The organism is Dactylosporangium sp. NPDC005572, assembly GCF_040605515.1.
In the GTDB taxonomy this organism is placed as follows: domain Bacteria; phylum Actinomycetota; class Actinomycetes; order Mycobacteriales; family Micromonosporaceae; genus Dactylosporangium.
In genome coordinates this window covers 1-1,434 of record NZ_JBEXCY010000470.1, presented here as the reverse complement: position 1 = coordinate 1,434, position 1,434 = coordinate 1, and the positions used below count along the sequence as shown (strand labels likewise).

The 1,434-nt window shown below is 65.9% G+C and carries 1 protein-coding gene; it reads left to right on the top strand.

The features are described from left to right. Positions 1–302 precede the first annotated feature (302 nt). A complete protein-coding gene (locus ABZS66_RS61725) occupies positions 303–1,364 on the top strand; it encodes an IS110 family transposase (protein WP_354774302.1) in 1,062 nt (353 codons plus the stop codon). Positions 1,365–1,434 lie beyond the last annotated feature (70 nt).

The following is a 1,434-nucleotide window of genomic DNA, read 5'->3' as shown; positions in this document are numbered from 1 at the left end:
GCTTGCAGGACAACGGAATCCTGCCTTCCATGGGGTCCGTCGGTGACTCCTACGACTGTGAGACTGGTAGTCGCCGGTAGGCGGCCTGACTCTTGCTTACGACTGACCCCGCGGTTTGGGTGTCCTGGCTGTTGAACTGTCGTCCGCCTGCCGGTGCAGCACCAGTGGTGCTGGCCGGGCGGGCAGTGACCTTATAGGAGCCTGATCGCAACAGGTCCCGTCACAGTCCCGTCCACCCGACCGGCCAGCGTCGCGAACCCTGTCGTCTCTGGGTCTGAGGTGGAGAGCTCGCAATGCCAAGCATGAACCGCGATCCCCGGCTGCGTCGAGTCGTCATCGGTGTCGACACCCACAAGCATGTGCATGTCGCCGTCGCCCTGGACGACATCGGCGGCCGGCTCGACGCGCAGTCGTTCCCTGCCGACAAAGCCGGCTACGAACAACTGCTGGACCGGGCGGCATCGTTCGGTGCCAAACGGTTCGTGTTCGCCATCGAGGGCACCGGCTCCTACGGCGCCGGGCTGACTTCAGCCGTCCGGCGCCGCGACATCGGCGTCATCGAGGTCCTGCGCACCGACCGGCGTGACCGCCGGCTTCGCGGCAAGAGCGACACCATCGACGCCGAAAACGCGGCCCGCGCCGCGCTCAACGGCACTGCCACCTCGGTGCCGAAGACCAACGACGGCACCGTCGAGATGCTCCGCCAGATCAAGGTCGCCAAGGACGTCGCAGTCAAGGCACGCACAGCCGCGATGGTCACCCTCAAGGCCGTCATCGTCACCGCCAGCCCTGAGCTCCGTGAGCAGCTCCAGCCGCTGTCGAAGGTGGCGCTGATCGAGCGCTGCGCCGGACTGCGCCCCGGCAGCGTTGACACCGTCACCGCCGCGACCAAACACACCCTGCGTGCCATCGCCCGGCGCTGGCAACACCTCAACGACGAGATCAAGACCCACGAAGTGTTGCTGATCGAACTGACCGGAACCCTTGCACCGCAACTGGTTGAGGCATTCGGTATCGGAGCAGACACCGCCGCAGAGGTGCTCATCGTCGCCGGCGACAACATCGACCGGGTCCGCTCCGAACCCGCCTGGGCCCGCCTCTGCGGCGTTGCACCGATCCCCGCATCATCCGGCATGACCAACCGTCACCGCCTCAACCGCGGCGGTCACCGCCAGGCCAACGCCGCGCTCTACCGCGCCGTCATCGTCCGCATGCAGCACCACCAACCCACCCGCGGCTACGTCGCCCGCCGCACCTCCGAAGGCAAGACCAAAGCCGAGATCATCCGCTGCCTCAAACGACTCCTCGCCCGCGAAATCTGGGCCCTGCTCCGCCCGCTACGCAGCACCAATGCAGCAACTTGACAAATATAGGAGCGTCAATGCGCTGATGGAGAACTTCTGGTCCACCCTGAAGATCGAACTGGTCTACCGA